Here is an 18561-nt window from a genome sequence, read left to right on the forward strand (position 1 = left end):
CCTGCACATATCTAAACGTATGGTTACGTAAGGACATGTAAAGGTAACGACTATCTACTGCCACCCCGAGCCCTGAAGCCCCGGGAGCAGGCGCCGTCGCCCACATGTCCCTTCATCTAAAACCTACAATGTCAAAGAACCGGTCCCTCTCGAGACCCGCCGAACAGTAAAGCCGGACAACTAGCGCTCCCCGCTTTCTTGCGATGGGGGAACAAGCTGTCCGTCTCTGTTGGCGACCGCTGCAAGACCGTGTGGTCCGCTGCGGTGAGAGGCCCTCTAAAAGCACCCCGTGATTCGGTCAAACACTAATTTCAAAAAAACGACATATTTTCCAAAACTCGCGGGTCTCTGCGGGTTTCGCGGCCAAGGAATTCCGGCCTCTTTTTTCAGCGCGGTTGGGGGCGGGCAGCGGATCCCTCCGTCCCGCCCCCAAAATCCGCGCCGCATGCCCCGAGTCCGGGCGTGTCATCCCGGCCGTTTCAGAGGCCGGGGATCAGGTGCCACGCCTTCGCTATGCTGAAGAGGCTCGTTGCGATGAGAACGAACGACACGGCAAAGAGCAGTACGCGGGGCGGCACGCGCTTGGCGAGATAGGCGCCGAACGGAGCCGCCACGACGCCGCCGATGATCATCCCCACCGTCGCCGCGCTGAAGGCGCCGAAACCGAGCGTGGCGATGAACGAGATCGAGATCGTCAGCGCGAGCAGGAATTCGGCCGTGTTCACCGTGCCGATCACTTTGACCGGGTCTCCGCCCTGCACCAGCAGGTTGGAAGTGACCACCGGCCCCCAGCCGCCGCCGCCCGCCGCATCGAGGAACCCGCCGGCCACGGCCAGCGGCCGGGTCATGCGGGGATCCTCGAAACGGGGCTTCGACATGCGGATCGCCTTGATCAGCAGGTAGAAGCCGATGCCGGTCAGATAGAGCATGATATAGGGCCGGGCGACCGAGGCATCGATGTTGGAGAGCAGGTAGGCGCCAAGGATGCCGCCCACCACGCCGAAGGGGACCAGCCGCCTGAACAGGCCCCAGTCGACGTTGCGATGGACAATATGGCTCGCGCCCGAGGCACCCGTCGTGAAGATCTCCACGAGATGGGTGCTGGCCGAGGCCGCTGCCGGCGCCATGCCGAGGACGCTGACCAGCATCGTCTGCGAAATGACGCCGAAGGCCATGCCCAGGGCACCGTCGATGACTTGCGCTGCAAATCCGACGATGATGAAGGGCACGAGGTCCCCTATGCTTAGGCCGAGATCGAACATGAGGTGGTCCTCCCTGTTCCGTGGGTTGCGGGGATCAGAAGCTGTACCGAACGGTCATGCCCCAGGTGCGCGGATCTCCGGGAAGGCCGGCAATCAGGCCGGTGTTGCCCGGGCCGACGAAGAGCTGGTCGAAGTAGTTCTCGTCGAAGGCGTTGCGTACCCAGCCGTAGATGTCAAATCCGCTCTCGGCCCGGAAGCCCAGCCGGAAGTTCGAAAGGCTATAGCCGTCCACCCAGGTATAGGCCGAAGGCGACGGATTGGACGAGAAGTTCGATCGGTAGCTGCCGTCATATCCGAAGTAGACCTCACCCTCCTTGCCGAGCAGGGTGGCGGGGTTGTTGACCTCTGCGCCGAACGAGAACGACCACTTCGACACGCCGGGCAGGCGCTGGCCGGAGATGTTGCAGTTGGCCGGGCTGAGCGCACCGGGAACGCCGGGCGCGCCGGGGGTCTGGGCCGAGGTTGCGGTGGTGCCGCCCGAAAGCTCCGGCGGGCAGGGTGCGTCCGTGAACTTGCGGTAAGTGGCGTCGGTATAGGCGCCGTTGACGTAGGCATTGAAGCGCTCGCTCGGACGGACCGAGAAGTCCCATTCCACGCCCTGCGAACGTACCTTCTGGGCATTGGCGAGGTAGCCGCGGAGCACGCCGTACTGGCCGTTGCTGACATTGGCCTGATAATTGCCGATGTCGGTGCGGAAGATCGACAGGTTGAAGGTCGCCCGGCGGTCCCAGAACTGGGTCTTGATACCGGCCTCGTAGTTGTGGACCGATTCGGGCTTCACCGTGGCGGAGGCCAGGATCGGGTTGTTCTGGGCGTCTACCGGCACGCCGTTCTGGTTGATGCCGCCCGATTTGAAGCTCTTGGCATATGTCGCATAGAACAGGATGTCCGGCGTGATCTTGTAGCTGGCGTTGAAATCGTAGCTGAAGTTCCAGTCGCTGAACTCGGGCGAGATTTCCTGCGGGGTGTAGATCGCCAGCTGCGCGGTCTGGCGTGCCGTATAGGACGCCTGGCCCAGCAGCAGTTCGTTGCCCTGGCCGTCGAACACGCGGCGCTGGTAGTAGCCTTCCTTCTTGTCGTAGTTCAGCCGTACGCCCGGCTGCAGGGTGAGTTCGGGCGTGAGATGCCAGCTGAGCTGACCGAACAGCGCGGCGCTGGTGTTCTTGAGATACTGCGTATTGTAGGCGACGAGGCCGTTCAGCACGGAGGGGTCGTTGGAAAGCGCATTCGATGGCGCGATGCTCCAGCGGCTGGCCGCGGCGCCCTGCGCTTCGGTGCCCTGCGTATCGATCCGCTGGTAGAAGCCGAAGGCGCCGACCACGAAGTCGATCTTGTCGCTGCTGTAGTTGTAGCGCAGCTCCTGCGTATACTGGTCCTGCTGCGAGGGGTTCTGCGAGAGGGCGACGATCGGCAGGCCGGTGAAGTCGCGGTCGTTCGAAGGATCCCAGTCCCAGAACCGCCAGGCGGTGATCGAGGTCAGCTGACCCGCGCCCAGATCCCACTTCACGCGCAGCGAAGCGCCGCCGATCTTGTTCTTGGCCTGGAGCGGCGTGTCGAGATCGGTGCGCCGGTCGAAGGGGTTGGTGCTGGGCGGCACATAGCCCTGCGCGGCGGCGAGTGCGGCATATTGACGGTTCAGCGCGCGCTGCGTGAGGCCGGTGCGAACATAGACGGAGCCGCAGCAATTGGCGTCCTGGGTGCTGTAATCGCCGGCAAGCGTGATCGCCAGATCGGCAGTGGGCTGCCAGAGAAGCTGGCCGCGCAGGCCGAGGTTGTCCTGACTCTGGATCCACTGGTCAGTGGTGACGTTGCGGATCGTGCCGCGCCGGTCGGTCGAGGATATCGCCAGGCGCGCCGCCAGCTTGTCGGTCAGCGGGCCGGAAATGGCGGCCTTGGCCTGCTTGAAGTTGTAATTGCCGATCGACACTTCCGCCTTGCCTTCGAAATCGAAGGTCGGCTGGTTGGTGGTGATGTTGATGGCGCCGGCCGTGGTGTTCTTGCCATAGAGCGTGCCCTGCGGGCCGCGCAGCACCTCGATCTGGGCAACGTCCAGGAAGTCGAACGTGGCCGAGGCGACGCGCGAATTGTAGACATCGTCGATGTAGATACCGACGCCCTGCTCGATCCCGTCGTTGGTCAGGCCGAACGGCACGCCCAAGCCGCGAATGTTCACGGCGGTGTTGCGCGGATTGGAGGAATAGAACTGCAGGGTCGGCGTCAGCTGCTGGAGGCGGCCGACGTTGAACGAGCCGGTGGAATCAATGTGCTCTCCCCCCACCACCGAGATCGCCAGCGGCACTTCCTGGCTGGATTCCTGGCGGCGGCGCGCCGTCACGAAGATTTCGTTGCCCCGGTCATGCGCGCCGGTGCCGACGGAGGTCGGCGATTCCTGCTCGGCGGCGGAATCTGCAGAGGAACCTGCAGCGGCATCTGCAGTAGCCACGGCAGGAGCCGCGCCGGGTGCGGTCTCGCCGGCCAGCGCGGGCGTGGCGGCCAGCATCAACGGGGCGAGCGTGAACGTCAGGCATGCGAGCGGAAGCGGGGCCGGCAGCGGCCCGCGAATGGTCTTTCTCATGAGATCCCCCTTGTTTTTTCGAAGGGCCTCACATCCGGTTGTCCGGTCTGGTTGGCAGGAAATTGATTTCCCCGGTCAGCGATTGCCGGGTCGGTAACTGCCGGGGCAGCGCGCGCTTATGAAGCGAAGCGCCGCCGCTCGGTGATGTCGAGCTGCACCAGCTTGCCATCGTGGACTGTCAGTTGGATGACGCCGTAGCGCATCTGGTCCAGGGCATCGGCGACCACTTCGAGCGGTGCCGCCTTGGGATCGTCATTCCCGGAATCCCTGGAGAGGTGCCGTCCCGATCGCTGGTTGTCCGATAACGGTTGAGACATTGCGTATCTTCCTCTGAGCGCGGCTCTTCCCCGCCGCTGCCCCTCTCTATTCTCAACTGAATAAGTAGACAATACACCTAGCCGAAAGTTTCTCGTTTTCGCGCCCAAGCAAAAACTATTTACGCCGAAGCGATGTCTGGCATTGCCCTTCGACGGATATGGCAATTTCGGGGGACTTAACGGGCACGGCTGACTTTTCGTTCGCCGATTGCCATTGAAAATGAGGGAGTTGGCCGAAGAAAGCGCCCGGCTATGCGTCGCGTCTGCAATCAGTCCTGATCGTCGACCTGGGCGGGGACGGGATCGATGCGATCCGAAAGTCTTACTCCGTCAAGCAGTTCGGCGGTCCGGTCGCGCACTTCCAGCATCAGGGCGCGCGTACGACAATCGCCCTCTTCCAGGCAGTTCTTGCACTTCTCGTGCGCAAAGCGGCTGGCGCAGGGCACCAGCGCCAGGGAGCCACGCATCAGGCGGATAAGGTCGCCATAAGTGATGTCGATCGGGGACACCGCCAGCCGATAGCCGCCATCCTTGCCGCGCTGGGAATCGACGATCCCGAAACGGCTCAGTTCGGACAGGATCGTGGTGAGGAACTTGGCGGGAATGTTCTGTGCTTCCGCGATCTGCGCGAGCTGGATCGGACCCTGCCCGTAGTTGTCGGCAAGATGCTGCATGGCGCGGATGGCATAGCGGGTTTTCTGCGAAAGCACGCCTCCGTCATGCCGCACCCTTCGTGGCGATGGCAAGGCCGTTGAGGCCGCATTTCACAGATTGTCAGTCGCTTCGGTTGACAAGCATCGGGCCGGTCGACGCAGGCCGCGGCGGGACGCGCGCGGAGGCGCAGTTGTCGGCCTGGCCTTTGCGGCTTGACCCGGGCGCCCCGTAGTCCCCGCATTTTGCGGTGCAAAAGGATAGAGGCAGCCCCACATGGCGTAGCCCGCACCGATAATCTTCCGAATATCGGCGATTTCCATCAGCCCTGCCCTTCGCGGCAGGGGTCACCGATCAAGTACTTATTCGCAAATGCACAAGACCCGATCCGCTCCTCGCGACAGATTTTCCCACAAGCGGTCAAAACCACAAACGAGCCGCACACCCGGGAATCGGTCTGACTTTGTTCGGGGAGCTACCATGATGATAAGCACGTCTCGATTTGCCTACGCGCTCGCCTCGAGCGTCTCCCTCCTGGCCTTCGCCTCGGCCAGCGCCCATGCGGAAGAAGCCGATGCCGCCGCCGCCGCGGTGGCAGCCGCCGTGCCGGCGGAAGGCCTTACCGACATCGTCGTCACTGCCGAACGCCGGGACGTCAGCCTGCAGCAGGCCCCGCTTTCCGTCAGCGCGATCACGGCCGAGACGCTGAAGGCCGCGAACATCAACGACATCACCGGGCTCAACGGCACCGTGCCGGGCCTGGTCGTCGCCAAGAGCGGCGGCGGAGAGCGCATCATCACCATTCGCGGCGTGGGTTCGGAAACGCCGGAGAACACCAACACCCAGCCCGGCGTGTCCTACCACATCGACGGCGTCTATATCTTCAACTCGATCGCCGCGAGCGCCGCCTTCATCGACGTGGCCCAGGTGGAAGTGCTGCGCGGGCCGCAAGGCACGCTGTTCGGTCAGGGTTCGACCGGCGGCACCATCAATGTCGTCTCGATCGAGCCGAGCACGGACGCCATCAGCGGCAATGTGAACGCCGGCTACGGCAACTACAACTACATGGAAGGCTCGGCCGCGCTGAACGTGCCGCTTTCCGATAGCCTGGCGGTGCGCGGCGCCTTCCAGTTCACCAAACACGACGGCTATGCCCATGCCACCGAAGTGCCGGGCACCCGCAAGTACGACCTCGACGATCAGGACGAAACCGGCTGGCGGCTCGGCGCCAAGTGGCAGCCGGCCTCCAACTTCTCGATCGTGCTGAACACCGTCCAGTTCACCAGCAACACCAACGGCCCCGCGCAGAAGAACATCCTGGATCCCAACCCGGATCCGCGCGAACTGACGCAGGACTATCCCGGCCGCTCGGTGGTCAAGACCCAGCTCTACACCGGCGTCGTCAAGTGGGAGACGCCCTTCGCCACGATCAAGTCGATCACCGGCTACCAGAAGCTCCACTCCGAGCAGGCCTGGGATGCGGACGGCCTCGACACGGCGCTGTTCTATGCCCAGACCTACAACCCGGTCAGCTTCACCGGCGTCGCTTACGACCATGTGCCGCTCTGGGAATCGGATACCAAGAGCTGGAGCCAGGAGATCAACCTGACCTCCAACGGCACCGGCCCGTTCAGCTGGGTACTCGGCGGCGTCTACCTCCATTCGTCGAACGACCAGTACGTCAACGAATACCGCAGCGACGACGACAACTTCCTGCAGGAAGCCCTGCCCACCGACACCGCCTGGAACGACCCGCTCGTCGCCAACCTGACCTATGCCGAGCTGTCGACGATCAAGCGCGACCTCTATGCCGTCTTCGCGCAGGGCACCTACAACCTCACCAGCCAGCTCAAGCTGACGGCCGGCGTGCGCTACAACCACGACAAGGCCACCGGCACATACGATTCGATGTCCGGCGGCACGTCCGGCCAGACCTCGGGCGCCTACCTCCAGCCCAGCTCGACCGGCGGCCGCAAGGGCGACGCCTGGACCGGCAAAGTCGCGCTCGACTACCAGATCACGCCCAGCAACATGGTCTATGCAAGCTGGACGCGCGGCTTCAAGCCGGGCGGCATCAACTCGGCAGCCTCCACCGGAGGCAGCTACTCGATCCTGCCGACCTACAAGCAGGAGACCGTCGATTCCTTCGAAATCGGCACCAAGAACCGCTTCCTGGGCGATACGCTCCAGCTCAACGGCTCTGCCTTCCTGTATAATTACAAGAACATGCAGTTCCTAGAGGAAGACCCGATCCTCTACGGCGAAGGCATCAGCAACGCCCCCAAGGCGCGGGTCTACGGCCTGGAACTCGAAGGCTCCTACATCCCCACCGAGGGCCTGCGCTTCGACGCGTCGCTGTCGTGGCTGGAAGGCGAGTTCACCTCGCACTACCTTGCGCTCGATCCGACCAATGCCGCGAATGCCCAGAATGCGGCGGGCTATCCCGACTACCTGTTCTGGACCAACTTCTACGCCGCCACCCTGGCGCGCGACGCCGCGCGCGAGGACATCAAGGGCAACCGCATTCCCAAGCTGCCGCGCTGGCAGGGCAATGTGGCGGCGACCTGGAACGGCAAGGTCGGCCCGGGCGAGCTGACCGCCCGCGCCCAGCTGATCTACCGGGGCAAGTACCAGTACCGCCTGTTCAACGAAGGCGACGTGGACCTCACGCCTTCCTACACCCAGGTCAATGCCATGCTGAAGTACGAGCCGAAGGGCACCAATACCAACGTGACCCTGCGGGTGATCAACCTGTTCGACAGGAACGGCATCAACTCGCGGTTCTCCGACCCCTATGGCAGCGCCCAGGTGATGGACACGTACATTCCGCCGCGCCAGGTGATCCTTTCGGTCGGCTACAAGTTCTGATCCCTTCCGGCGTTCGCCGGAAAGCAGGAGGGCGCGGCGACTTCGGTCTCCGCGCCCTTCCCGTTTCCGGACATGCCGGCCACTTCCCCGCCGCGGGCCTTGTCCCGGCGCTTCGATCAACTATCTAGGCGCCCGTCATCAAGAGTGTGCAGCCGCAGCATGAGAGCCTGCACCGCGTGTCAGTCCGCGATTCCGTCCGGACGAAGCCCGCAGGAGTAGCAATGCCGCGCAGTGCCCTCGTCCTTTTCGCCGCCTCTCTGGGGTTCTTCTTCGTGACGGCGACGACGTTCACCTCGCTGGGCTACGTCCTCTACACGATGGTCGCGCAGCTCGGCTGGTCGAAGGCGGCCGCCGGCCTCAGCTTCTCGCTGCTGGGCCTTGCTTGCGGCCTCGCGAGCCCTCTGCCGCCATTGCTGATGAAATCCATCGGCACGCGGCTGACGATGTTCGCGGGCTGCCTGGTGCTGGCGGCCGGGTTCTTCATCGCCTCCCAGATCGAGCATCTCGCCCTCTTCTTCGTGGCCACCACGCTGATGGGCGTGGGCTTCTCGCTGATCGCCCCCTCCCCCGCCGTCTATCTGCTGGCGACATGGTTCCCCCGCACCTCGGCGCGGATGATCGGCTTCTACTTCATGAGCGGCGCGGCCGGCGGGATCGCCGGGCCGCTGATCGTGGGCGCCATCGTCGGCATGACCGGGGACTGGCGCCTCCACTGGCTGGTCATGGCCGTGAGCGCGCTGGCGCTCGGCCTGATCTGCCTGGTCTGCATCCGCGACGCCGTGAAAGTGGAGAGCGTGGAACAAGTGAAGGGCGCGGGCCACGAACAGGACGCTCCCACCGAGCGGAGCGCCTGGACCGTGCGCCAGGCCCTGACGAGCCCCAGCTTCCTGATCCTGGCGCTGATCATGACAGTGGTGCAGACCGCCGTCACTTCGGCCCACTCGATCCTGGTGGCCCATGTCGCCAACCTCGGCGAGGGCGCGGCGCCCGGCGCGATCGCCATGAGTCTGCTCGCCTTCGCCGGAACCGGCGCCAAGGGCGTGACCGGCGCCTTGTGCGAACGCGTCGATCCGCGCCGCATCCTCATTGCCGGGCTCGCGCTTCAGGCCCTGGCCATGGCGCTGCTCTGGTCCGCCTCGCTGGTGCTGGTGGCCACTGCCGCCGCCGCGCTGTTCGGGCTGGGCTGGGGCATGGCCTGGCTTTCCGCCCATATCCTGCTGCTGCGCTATTTCGGCGCCGGCATCGCGGGGGACATGACGGCCATGGCCACCACCGCCACGACATTCGCCGTGCTCGGCCCGATCGGCGCCGGACGCATCGCCGACGTGACGGGCGGCTACGGCCTTGCCATCCTGATCTTCGCCCTGCTGCTGGCGGCCGCCACGATCGTCGCCGTGCTGTTCCTGCGCGCACCGGTGCGCCTGCCCGCCGCGGCCGAGCCCGACATCGCCGACGGCGCGCTGCTTCCGGCCGAATAGGCGCCTGCCAAAAGTCCCTGCGCCCAGTGCAAAGCATGGACTGCGCAGGCCCGCTAGTCTGGCCGGGTAGCGGGAGGACGCAGGGCGTTCTCCCCGGTCTCACCGACATGGGGATCAGGCAGGAATGACTCTACTCAACGACCCGTTCTTCGACAGCCTCGGCAGCTCCATCAAGAACACGCTCGAGGCCGACACGCTGCCTCCGGCCTGCTATACCGACGAGGAATTCCACCACTTCGAAAAGGCCGCGCTGTTCGAGCACGAATGGCTCTGCGTCGGCCGCGCCGAATGGCTGGAGCAGCCTGGCGACTTCTTCACGGTGACCCGCGCCGAAGAACCGATCATCGTCACCAAGACCCGCGACGGCAGCGTGAAAGCGCTCTCGGCGGTCTGCCAGCACCGCGCCATGCTGGTGGCGGAAGGGCACGGCAATGCGCGTGCCTTCGTGTGCCCCTATCACCACTGGACCTATGACCTGGACGGCACGCTGGTGGGCGCCCCGGCGATGAACCGGACCTGCAATTTCGACCGGAAAGCGGCGAGCCTGCCCGAGATCCGCCACGAGATCTGGCATGGCTTCGTGTTCATCAACCTCGATCCCGCGGCGGAACCGCTCACCCCCCGCCTGGCCGGCCTGGAGGCCGTCGTCGCCAACTACGATTTCGCCAGCCTGCGCGGTCCCCGTCCCGAGGAGGCCACCGTGTTTCCGTGGAACTGGAAGGTCATGCTGGAGAACAACAACGACGGCTACCACGCCAGCCGCCTGCACGCGGGGCCGCTGCACGACTTCATCCCGAGCGGGCTGGCCTCGTTTCCCGAGGTGCCCGAGAATTCGGCGGGCTACTACCGGCTCAACGGCACGCTTCACAAGAACGCTGCCTTCAATGCCACGCAGAAGGCGATCTTCCCGGTGTTTCCGAAACTCACCGAGGAAGAGCAGAACCGCCTCCTGTTCGTGAACCTGCCGCCCAGCCTCTCGCTGGTCGTGCTCAACGATACCGTGCTCTACCTCATCATGGACCCGCGCTCGGCCCAGTCGCACGCGCTGACCATCGGCACGCTGATGGTGCCCGAGGCGATGGACGATCCGCTGTTCGAACTGAAGATGAAGATGAACGACACGGCTGTCGAAGAGATCGTCAGCCAGGATTTCCATGTCGACGAACTGGTCCAGCAGGGCCTGCGCTCCAAGTTCGCGCCGCGCGGCCGCTATTCCTGGCAGGAGGGCGCCCAGCGGCTGCTCAACGTCTGGCTGGTCGAACGCTACCGCCGCGAATGGGACCGTCGCCGCGGGCCGCAGAACCCCCTGCCCGCGCCGATCACCCGCCTGCGCGCCTGATACACAGAGTTTTACCGTCACCCATTCCCGACGGTCTGCGGCGTCCGGTCTCGTACCGGGCGCCGCCTTTTCTTGAGCGGCGCGAGGAATCAACGATTCGTGCGCGGGATGGCGAGCGCCGGTTCGGACACCCGTTACCCCTTGCGAGCCAGCGGCGGCACCGGCCCACGCGGGCCGGTGCCGCCCAAAATCCACCTTCGGCGGATTTTCAAACACAAGGAGCCGCTATGACCAACACCCTCATCTTCGTCGATTTCGCCACTGACGATCCGGCCAGGGCCGGAGAGTTCTACGCCGAAGTCTTCGGCTGGGAGAACGACGCGCGCCCCCACGGCATCTATCACCGCATGGTCCCCGGCGGCTTCTTCCAGAACAAGGACGGCAGCGACAGCCAGATCGGCAATCTCCACCTCGGCGTGTTCGATGCGAACAATGCCCGCCCACACCCGAATCCCGAAGGCGTGGAACCACGCACACTGTCCACCGAGGGCCGCAAGGCGCGCATCTGGGTGCTGATCGGCGACGACGACAGCCCCGAGCGCATCCTCGAAACCGCCGAGAAGCTGGGCGGCAAGGTGCTCTGGCGCAATCACTACTGGAAAGAGTTCAACGGCTACAACCACGCCTTCGCCGACCCCTGGGGCAACGAGATCCTGCTCTGGGGCAAGGCGGGCGAGAATCCGCAGATCCCCGGGGACTACACGCGCGAATAGGAAACGGGCTTCCCCGGCGGCGCGACAAGTTCTTGTGCGCGCCGCCGCAAGACCGCCCGGCCCCCTTCTCCATAGCCTGCGAGCATAGACACCAACCCCCAACCAGTACCGGGAGCCAGACGTACAATGAGCCGCCTTCCCATCGTTTTCTTCGGACATGGCAGCCCGATGGTGGCGCTGGAAAAGAGCGCCGTCACCCGCACCTGGAACCAGATCGCGAGCAGCATCGGCAAGCCGCGAGCGATCCTGTGCATCTCGGCCCATTGGCAGACGCGCGGCACCGCTGTCACCGCCATGGTCCAGCCGCGCACGATCCATGACTTCGGCGCTTTCCCGCAGGCCCTGTTCGACGTGCAATACCCCGCCCCCGGCGATCCGGAGCTGGCCGAACGCGTGCGCGAACTGCTCAGCCCCATGCCGGTGAACCTGGATGCCAACTGGGGCCTGGACCACGGCACCTGGTCAGTGCTCGTCCATGCCTATCCCGAGGCGGACGTGCCGGTGATCCAGCTCGGCATGGACCTTGGCAAGAGCGCGGCCGAGCACTGGCTGGTCGGCCGCATGCTGCGCCCGCTGCGCGACGAAGGCGTGCTGATCATGGGCACCGGCAATATCGTCCACAACCTGCCCGCCATGGACTGGGCCAACCCCGCCGCCGACCCTTACCCCTGGGCCGAGCAGTTCAACGCCGCGATGTGCAAGGCCATCGCCTCGGACGATCCGCAGACCGTGATCGACTACGCGGCGCTGGGCGATGCCGCCCGGCTCTCGGTGCCCAGTTCCGACCATTTCCTGCCGCTGCTCTACGTTCTGGGCGCCCGCCATGAGGACGAAGCGGCAACTTTCGAGCCCGATTTCATCCAGCACAAGTCGCTCAGCATGACGAGCGTGCGGATCGGCGCCGCGTAAAGCCGCAAGCGCCCTGACCTCTTTCCTTCCCAACAGGAGTTCCGATGGCACTGATCAGCCTAAAGCCCGAGCCAGCAAGGGAGACCGCGCTCCAGCCGTCGGCCCTGCACCATCTTCGGGCCACGCCGGAAACGGTGCACTGGGGCTACTTCTCGCCTGAGATCAAACCGGCGCTCAATGTGAAAAGCGGCGACCTGATCCAGGCGCAGGCCGTCACGCACCATGCCGGCGACGATCCGGAACTGATGTTCGACGACGACATCCGCCGCATCTTCACCGAGATCGACCCCGCCACCCGCGCGCCGGGCTGCCACATCATGACCGGCCCGATCTTCGTCGAGGGCGCGGAGCCCGGCGACATGCTGGAAGTGCGCTACATGGCGATGCGCCCGCGCTTCAACTACGGCTCGAACCTCGCGGCCAACTGGGGCCATCTCTACCAGGAATTCGGCGAGACCGAGCGCGTCACGATCTACAAGATCGACCCCAACGCCAATACCGCCAGCGCGCTCTACGCCTATGACGTGGACGAGAAATACGTGGTCCCCGGCCGCATCACCCATTGCCCGGAATGCGACCGTTCGGCCGCGCTGCCCGGCATCACCATCCCGGCCCGCCCGCACCTGGGCACGGCGGGTGTCGCGCCGGCGGTCAACGAGGCGGTGAGCACGATTCCCCCCGGCCTTCACGGCGGCAATATCGACAACTGGCGCATCGGTGCGGGCGCGACGATGTACTACCCGGTGCAGGTCAAGGGCGGCCTGTTCTCGATCGGCGACCCCCATATCAGCCAGGGCGACGGCGAGATCAGCGGCACGGCCATCGAAGCCTCGCTCGACGTGCTGTTCCAGATCGTGCTGCGCAAGGACTTCTCGTTCCCCTCGCCGCTGCTGGAAACGCCGGATTGCTGGATCGTTCACGGCTTCGGCGAGAACCTCGACAAGGCGATGAAGTCGGCCTCGATCGACATGCTCCACCTCCTCACCGAGCACCAGGGCCTCTCCCGCAACGACGGCTATTCGCTGATGAGCGTCGCTGCCGACTTCGGCGTGACTCAGGTGGTGGACGGCACCCAGGGCATTCACTGCCGCATCGAACGCCGCATCTTCCCCGAGAAGGGCAGCGTTAGAGACCCCGAATAGGGCCCGAGACAAAACACCGAAACGCACCGGATGCGAGAGCCCTCACTCCGCATCCGGTGCGTGCCCTTGAAGACAACCGGAGCCCGACAATGGGTTATGAACTGATCGACGTCCGCCCCATGACCAAGCGCATCGGCGCGGAAATCTTCGGGATCGATTTGCGCCAGCCGCTCGGCAACCAGGCCTTCACGGAGATTCACGATGCGCTGATGAAGCACCAGGTGGTGTTCTTCCGCGATCAGGACATCGATCACGAAGCCCACAAGGCCCTTGGCCGCGCCTTCGGCCAACTGGCGATCCATTCCGGCGTCGCCGGGCTTCCCGATCATCCCGAAGTCGTGGCCATCCATGCCGACGAGAATTCGAAGTTCGTCGCGGGCGAGAACTGGCATTCGGACCTTTCGGCCGACGCCGAGCCGCCGATGGGCTCGATCCTCCATATCCACACCCTGCCCGAGGACGGCGGCGACACCCTGTTCGCCAGCATGTACGCCGCTTACGACGCGCTGTCCCCGGCGATGAAGGCCTTCCTCGATCCGCTGACCGCCGTTCACGACGCCAATCCCGTCTACAAGGCGATCTTCCCGGATTCGACCAGGACCTACCCCTGCAATTCGCACCCGGTGATCCGCACCCATCCGGTGACGGGCCGCAAGCTGCTCTTCGTGAACTCCTCCTACACCACGAAGATCAACGAACTGTCGGGCACCGAGAGCAAGGCCGTGCTCGATTTCCTGTTCGAGCACGTCAAGGACGCCAATTTCCACGTCCGCTTCCGCTGGCGGAAGAACTCGGTGGCCTTCTGGGACAACCGCTGCACGCAGCACTTCGCGGTGTGGGACTACTTCCCCGAAGTCCGCTCCGGCTTCCGCGTGACGGTGGCCGGCGACCGGCCATTCTGACCCTTCGCGCCGGCCTGCGCCTGCTGCTCGCCGCATCGGCGCTGAGCTGCACAGCGCCGATGCTGGCCGATTCTCCGGCGGAAACGCTGAAAGGCGAACTCGGCGCCATGGTCGCGGCGGGAGAATTGCCGCAGGCGCTGGTGCTGATCGAGCAGCATGGCACGCCGCTGGTGGAAATCGCCATCGGGCATGCCGACATCGAGACCGGCACACCGATCGCCCGCGACGCGATCTTCCGGCTCTATTCGATGTCGAAGCCGATCACCTCCGCCGGCATCCTGATGCTTGCCGAAAGAGGCAAGCTCGCGCTGACCGACCCTATCGGCAAGTACCTCCCGGCAATGGCGCACCTGCGGGTCTGGGACGGAAGCGGCAACAGCCCGGCCGAAACCGTGGCCGCGGCCCGCCCGGTCACGATCGAGGACCTGCTGCTCCACCGCTCGGGCCTGACCTATGAGTTCATGGGCGATACGCCGGTCCAGCGCTGGTACCGCGAAAACGGCGTCAGCCGCACCACGGCGGTGGCCAGTGCCGGGCCGCAGGTTCCGCCCGCCGCCACGCTGGATCAGTTGATCGCCCGCCTCGGCAAGGCGCCGCTGCTCCACCAGCCGGGAGAGCGCTTCAGCTACGGATTTTCAACTACGGTGCTCGGCGCGGTGATCGAGCGCGTGTCGGGCGAGAGTCTCGATGCCTACCTCCAGTCGCAGATCTTCGGCCCTCTGGAGATGAAGGACACCACGTTCGTGGTGAGCGACGCGCAGGCCCCGCGCCTTGTCACCGGCTATGTCGCCAGTGCCGAGGGCCTGAGGCCGGTGGACCGCCAGGAAACCTCGGAATACCGCGACCCTGCTCGATTGCGCGACGGCGGAGGCGCCTTGGCGGGAACGCTGGAGGACTATCGCCATTTCGCGGAGATGCTGGCCAACCGCGGCACCTGGCGGGGCCGGCGCCTGCTGAGGCCGGAAACTGTCGACGCCATGTTCACCCCGCGCCTGCGCACCGGTGGCGGAGCGCATCTCGATGCGGGCTTCGGCCTGGGGCTGGCCATCGGCGATGCCGGGACCGAGGCCCGGGGCGGGCTGCCGGTCGGCGCCGGAAGCTGGTCGGGCTCGGCCAATACCTACTTCTTCGTGGACCCTGCGCACGCCGTGGTGGCCGTTCTCATGACCAACGAACTCACCCCCGGCGCATTCGAGGCGCGGACCTGGAAGCTGCGCGAGGCGCTGGACCGGGCGACACTGGCAGTCGTGCAGCGCTAGCCGGCCATCTTGCGGCGAAACTGGCCCTCGGGCCGAATTCGCCTATAGTGCCGGACATGAGCGACACGTCCCCAGCCGCCGCCGCGAAACCCGCGACATTCCCCTGTTTCGGCCTTTCGCCCTGGGCCATCGCCGTCCCCCTGATCGCCATCGCCGCCATCGCGCTGGGCAAGCCTTCGGGCATCCCGATGGCGGTCGTGCTGGCGCTGGTGCTCGGCGGAGCGATCATGTCGGCGGTCTACCATGCCGAAGTGATCGCGCACCGCGTGGGCGAGCCGTTCGGCACGCTGATCCTGGCCTTCGCCGTCACCGTGATCGAAACCTCGCTGATCGTCTCGATCATGCTGAGCGACGGCAACGGCACCCAGACCCTGGCGCGCGACACGGTTTTTGCCGCCGTGATGATCACGATCAACGGCATCGTCGGCGTCTGCCTGCTGCTGGGCGGGGGGCGTCATCACGAACAGGGCTATACGCAATCGGGCGTCAATCACGGGTTGGCGATCCTGGCGACGCTTTCGGTGCTGACGCTGGTGATGCCGAACTACACCACGAGCGAGGCCGGGCCCTTCTACAACGCCAACCAGCTGATCTTCGTCGCCGCGGATTCGCTGATCCTCTATGCGACGTTCGTCGTGGCCCAGACCATCCGTCACCGGGACCATTTCCTCTATCCCGAGGAGAGCGACGGCACGCATGAGAAGGTTCCGGCGGTCAAGGCCATCGCCGCGGGCGTCATGCTGCCGGTGGCGCTGATACCCGTGGTCCTGCTGGCCAAGGCGCTCTCGCCCTCGATCGAGGCGGGCGTTGCCGCCATGGGCGCGCCGCATGCCATGGTCGGCATCATCATCGCCGCGCTGGTGCTGGCACCGGAGAGCCTCGCCGCGCTGTCGGCGGCGCGGGCAAACCGGGTGCAGACCAGCCTCAATCTCGCGATCGGCTCCGCGCTGGCCACCATCGGCCTGACGATCCCCGCCGTCGCCATCGCCTCCATGGCCATGGGGCTGGACCTTGAACTGGGCCTCTCGTTCAAGTCGATCGCCCTGCTCGGCCTGACGCTGCTGGTGGCGACGATGACGCTGAGCACCGGGCGGACCACGCTCGTCCAGGGCATGGTCCATCTGGTGATCTTCTCGACCTACCTCTTCACCACGCTGGTGCCGTGACGATGGTTCTGCCAGGCGGCAGGTGGCGTAAAGGGCCACCCGGCGCCTAACCCCGGTTTGCGGCCTCAGTTGCGGTAGAGCGCATCCATCCGCTCGCCATAACGCTCTTTGAGCTTGTGGCGGCGGATCTTGAGGCTGGGGGTCATTTCCTCGTTCTCGATCCCGAAGGGTTCGTCCGCGAACGTGAACTGGCGGACCTTCTCGATCACCGAAAGGTCGGTGTTGACGCGGTCTATCGCCGCGCGGATCTCCGCCCGGAACGCCGGGAGACCCTGCAGCGCCTTGAAGTCGAATTTCTCGCCGTTGGCCTTGGCCCATTCCAGCGCCCAGTCGGCATCGGGCACGATCAGGCCGACGATGTAGGGGCGGCGGTCGCCGTGGACCATGGCCTGCGCGATCTCGGGCTGCAGCGTCAGCATCGACTCCACCTTCTGCGGAGAGACGTTGTCGCCCTTGTCGTTGACGATCATATCCTTTTTGCGGTCGGTGATCATGATCCGCCCGCGGCTGTCGATATGGCCGATGTCGCCGGTATGGAGCCAGCCGTCCCGGAGCACGGCATCGGTGGCGGCAGCGTTCTGCCAGTACCCCTGCATCACCAGTTCGCCGCGCACGAGGATCTCGCCGTCCTCGGCAATCCGCACTTCGACATTGCGAAGCGGCGGCCCGACGGTGTCGTGCTTGATCCCGGCGGCGGGACGGTTGCAGCTGATCACCGGCCCGGCCTCGGTCTGGCCATAGCCCTGCAGCAGCGTCAGCCCCATCGCGTCGAAGAAGGCGCCGATCTCGGGATTGAGCGGCGCGCCGCCCGAAACCAGGGCCTTGATGCGGCCGCCGAACTTGGCGCGCACCTTGGGCCGCAGCGTCCGTTCGATCACCATGTCGAGCGGATAGTCCAGCAGGCGCCGACGGCCGGCCTGCTCGCGCCCGGCAATGCCCAGTGCCATTTCCATCAGGCGCGCGGGAACGGCGCCCTGCTTCTCGATCTGCTTCATGATGCGCGTGCGCAGCACTTCGAAGAGGCGCGGGACGACGACCATGATCGTCGGGCGCACTTCCTCGATATTGGAGGCCAGTTTGTCGAGACCCTCGGAATAGTAGATCTGCCCGCCCATGGCGATCGGCAGGTACTGGCCGCCAGTATGTTCGTAGGCATGGCTGAGCGGGAGGAACGAGAGGAATATCTCGCCTTCGTCGCAGCCGAAATCGTCGAAGATGATCTGCGCGCATCCGGCGACGTTGGTCAAGATCATGCCGTGGTGCTGGCGCACCCCGCGCGGCGCCCCGCCGGTGCCGCTGGTATAGATGATGCAGGCAAGGTCGCGGCGGCGGAAGTCGGCCACCCGGCTGTCGATTTCGGCGCGCGCGCGAAGGGCGTCGCCTTCGAGCAGGCCCGCCCAGTCATGGACCTCGTAGGCGCCGCCCTGCATCTGCGGCAGTGCTTCCATGCCGATGACATGGCGGCACAAGTCCGTCTGGACGATAGCCGGAAGCAGCGCCTTGCCCAGCTTGGCCGTGGAGACGATCGCCGCGCGCGCGCCGGAATTCTCCAGTATATGAATGTGATCGCGCGTGGTGTTGGTGGTGTAGGCCGGCACGGTGACGCAGCCCGCCGCCATCACGGCCAGGTCCGCGATGCACCATTCGGGCCGATTTTCCGACACGATCAGCACGCGGTCTCCGGCCTGCAAGCCCATGCGCCGGAGCGAGGCAGCCATCAGCGAGACGCGGCGCGCCACCTCGGCCCAGCTCGTGGACAGCCATCGGCCGTCCTGCTTGGACCAGAGCATGGGCGAATCGCCCAATCGGTCTGCTCGCTTGAGGAACAGCGATACCAGGTTGGTGCACTTGTCGAAGTCACCAAGATCCATGCCGAGCCCCGTCCTCTCTATTCACGCGGAATTGTCCGTTCCGTTCAACGTCTAGGCGCGTGGAGTGGTTGCGACAAGCAGAGCCGCATCCGTACTTGCACTCATATAG

At 65.2% G+C, this 18561-nt stretch carries 14 protein-coding genes; 9 read left to right on the forward strand and 5 right to left on the reverse strand.

The genetic code is table 11. The features are described from left to right. Positions 1 to 479: 479 nt before the first annotated feature. From AB4Z00_RS20285 to AB4Z00_RS20300, 4 genes are all read right to left on the reverse strand, one after another. A complete protein-coding gene (locus tag AB4Z00_RS20285) occupies positions 480 to 1262 on the reverse strand; it encodes a sulfite exporter TauE/SafE family protein (RefSeq protein WP_132269988.1) in 783 nt (260 codons plus the stop codon). Between the two features lie 34 nt (positions 1263 to 1296). Then, entirely contained in the window at positions 1297 to 3762 is a 2466-nt protein-coding gene (locus AB4Z00_RS20290; RefSeq protein ID WP_442047081.1) for a TonB-dependent receptor, read from the reverse strand. A gap of 191 nt (positions 3763 to 3953) precedes the next feature. Beyond that, entirely contained in the window at positions 3954 to 4154 is a 201-nt protein-coding gene (locus AB4Z00_RS20295) for a YezD family protein (protein ID WP_132269986.1), read from the reverse strand. 269 nt (positions 4155 to 4423) lie between these two features. Continuing rightward, the gene (locus tag AB4Z00_RS20300; RefSeq protein ID WP_132269984.1) at positions 4424 to 4864 is read right to left on the reverse strand and encodes an RrF2 family transcriptional regulator; all 441 of its coding nucleotides are present in this window, start codon (positions 4862 to 4864) and stop codon (positions 4424 to 4426) included. A gap of 421 nt (positions 4865 to 5285) precedes the next feature. On the opposite strand from AB4Z00_RS20300, the gene AB4Z00_RS20305 reads away from it, so the two are divergent. The 9 genes from AB4Z00_RS20305 (at position 5286) to AB4Z00_RS20345 (ending at position 16581) form a co-directional block, all read left to right on the forward strand. Beyond that, complete coding sequence (locus AB4Z00_RS20305) at positions 5286 to 7673, forward strand: TonB-dependent receptor (protein ID WP_442047010.1); 2388 nt, start codon at positions 5286 to 5288, stop codon at positions 7671 to 7673. Positions 7674 to 7894: 221 nt separating this feature from the next. Then, positions 7895 to 9151, forward strand: coding sequence for an MFS transporter (locus AB4Z00_RS20310; protein ID WP_442047011.1), 1257 nt, complete (start codon positions 7895 to 7897; stop codon positions 9149 to 9151). A gap of 124 nt (positions 9152 to 9275) precedes the next feature. Further along, positions 9276 to 10490 carry an aromatic ring-hydroxylating oxygenase subunit alpha gene (locus tag AB4Z00_RS20315; protein ID WP_132269981.1) on the forward strand — a complete coding sequence of 405 codons (1215 nt, stop codon included), beginning with the start codon at positions 9276 to 9278 and terminating at the stop codon, positions 10488 to 10490. 227 nt (positions 10491 to 10717) lie between these two features. Next, positions 10718 to 11203, forward strand: a complete 486-nt coding sequence (locus tag AB4Z00_RS20320) for a VOC family protein (protein ID WP_132269979.1) — start codon at positions 10718 to 10720, stop codon at positions 11201 to 11203. A 126-nt stretch (positions 11204 to 11329) separates the two neighbouring features. Then, the gene (ygiD, locus tag AB4Z00_RS20325; protein WP_442047012.1) at positions 11330 to 12112 is read left to right on the forward strand and encodes a 4,5-DOPA dioxygenase extradiol; all 783 of its coding nucleotides are present in this window, start codon (positions 11330 to 11332) and stop codon (positions 12110 to 12112) included. Between the two features lie 44 nt (positions 12113 to 12156). Beyond that, positions 12157 to 13254, forward strand: a complete 1098-nt coding sequence (locus AB4Z00_RS20330) for an acetamidase/formamidase family protein (RefSeq protein ID WP_442047013.1) — start codon at positions 12157 to 12159, stop codon at positions 13252 to 13254. Positions 13255 to 13343: 89 nt separating this feature from the next. Continuing rightward, positions 13344 to 14156, forward strand: a complete 813-nt coding sequence (locus AB4Z00_RS20335) for a TauD/TfdA dioxygenase family protein (RefSeq protein WP_442047014.1) — start codon at positions 13344 to 13346, stop codon at positions 14154 to 14156. A gap of 59 nt (positions 14157 to 14215) precedes the next feature. Next, positions 14216 to 15415 (forward strand): serine hydrolase domain-containing protein, encoded by a 1200-nt coding sequence (locus AB4Z00_RS20340; RefSeq protein ID WP_442047015.1) that lies wholly within the window; start codon positions 14216 to 14218, stop codon positions 15413 to 15415. Positions 15416 to 15471: 56 nt separating this feature from the next. Continuing rightward, positions 15472 to 16581 carry a calcium:proton antiporter gene (locus AB4Z00_RS20345; RefSeq protein WP_132269972.1) on the forward strand — a complete coding sequence of 370 codons (1110 nt, stop codon included), beginning with the start codon at positions 15472 to 15474 and terminating at the stop codon, positions 16579 to 16581. A 65-nt stretch (positions 16582 to 16646) separates the two neighbouring features. On the opposite strand, the gene AB4Z00_RS20350 is transcribed toward AB4Z00_RS20345, so the two are convergent. Continuing rightward, a complete protein-coding gene (locus tag AB4Z00_RS20350) occupies positions 16647 to 18452 on the reverse strand; it encodes an AMP-dependent synthetase/ligase (RefSeq protein WP_132269970.1) in 1806 nt (601 codons plus the stop codon). Positions 18453 to 18561 lie beyond the last annotated feature (109 nt).

Origin of the sequence: Novosphingobium sp. YAF33 (assembly GCF_052113265.1) — a bacterium.
GTDB lineage: Bacteria > Pseudomonadota > Alphaproteobacteria > Sphingomonadales > Sphingomonadaceae > Novosphingobium.

What these genes read in the sequence shown, in the direction of transcription:
- AB4Z00_RS20285 (WP_132269988.1), bottom strand. Translation starts at nt 1,262, where the DNA reads ATGTTCGATCTCGGCCTAAGCATAGGGGACCTCGTGCCCTTCATCATC.
- AB4Z00_RS20290 (WP_442047081.1), bottom strand. Translation starts at nt 3,762, where the DNA reads ATGCTGGCCGCCACGCCCGCGCTGGCCGGCGAGACCGCACCCGGCGCG.
- AB4Z00_RS20295 (WP_132269986.1), bottom strand. Translation starts at nt 4,154, where the DNA reads ATGTCTCAACCGTTATCGGACAACCAGCGATCGGGACGGCACCTCTCC.
- AB4Z00_RS20305 (WP_442047010.1), top strand. Translation starts at nt 5,286, where the DNA reads ATGATGATAAGCACGTCTCGATTTGCCTACGCGCTCGCCTCGAGCGTC.
- AB4Z00_RS20310 (WP_442047011.1), top strand. Translation starts at nt 7,895, where the DNA reads ATGCCGCGCAGTGCCCTCGTCCTTTTCGCCGCCTCTCTGGGGTTCTTC.
- AB4Z00_RS20315 (WP_132269981.1), top strand. Translation starts at nt 9,276, where the DNA reads ATGACTCTACTCAACGACCCGTTCTTCGACAGCCTCGGCAGCTCCATC.
- AB4Z00_RS20320 (WP_132269979.1), top strand. Translation starts at nt 10,718, where the DNA reads ATGACCAACACCCTCATCTTCGTCGATTTCGCCACTGACGATCCGGCC.
- ygiD (WP_442047012.1), top strand. Translation starts at nt 11,330, where the DNA reads ATGAGCCGCCTTCCCATCGTTTTCTTCGGACATGGCAGCCCGATGGTG.
- AB4Z00_RS20330 (WP_442047013.1), top strand. Translation starts at nt 12,157, where the DNA reads ATGGCACTGATCAGCCTAAAGCCCGAGCCAGCAAGGGAGACCGCGCTC.
- AB4Z00_RS20335 (WP_442047014.1), top strand. Translation starts at nt 13,344, where the DNA reads ATGGGTTATGAACTGATCGACGTCCGCCCCATGACCAAGCGCATCGGC.
- AB4Z00_RS20340 (WP_442047015.1), top strand. Translation starts at nt 14,216, where the DNA reads ATGCTGGCCGATTCTCCGGCGGAAACGCTGAAAGGCGAACTCGGCGCC.
- AB4Z00_RS20345 (WP_132269972.1), top strand. Translation starts at nt 15,472, where the DNA reads ATGAGCGACACGTCCCCAGCCGCCGCCGCGAAACCCGCGACATTCCCC.
- AB4Z00_RS20350 (WP_132269970.1), bottom strand. Translation starts at nt 18,452, where the DNA reads ATGGATCTTGGTGACTTCGACAAGTGCACCAACCTGGTATCGCTGTTC.